Genomic DNA, 285 nt, shown 5'->3' on the forward strand with positions numbered 1-285 from the left:
GGCATCGTCGAACGCGACGCCGACGCGGCGGAGGCGGCCACGGCACGCGTGCTCGAGTCCATCGACGCCTCGGTCGCACGCGGCACGGCCCTCGACTCCCCCGAGGCCTATCGGGCGCGCCTGACCACGGGCACGGATGCCGCCCTGTTCGCGCAGTGCACGCTCGTCGTCGAAGCCGTTCCGGAGGACCTCGCCCTCAAGGTCGACGCGCTCCGTCGGGTCGAGGCGCAGATCGCACCGGACGCCGCCATCGCCTCGAACACCTCCTCCATCTCGATCGATGAG

At 71.9% G+C, this 285-nt stretch carries 1 protein-coding gene; it reads left to right on the forward strand.

The window, feature by feature from the left end:
• Positions 1–3: 3 nt before the first annotated feature.
• On the forward strand, positions 4–285 hold a 282-nt coding region (locus tag DSP71_RS23740; protein WP_258546416.1), incomplete at its 3' end, for a 3-hydroxyacyl-CoA dehydrogenase NAD-binding domain-containing protein.

Origin of the sequence: Microbacterium sp. H6, from assembly GCF_003314775.1 — a bacterium.
GTDB classification, from domain to species: Bacteria; Actinomycetota; Actinomycetes; order Actinomycetales; family Microbacteriaceae; genus Microbacterium; species Microbacterium oxydans.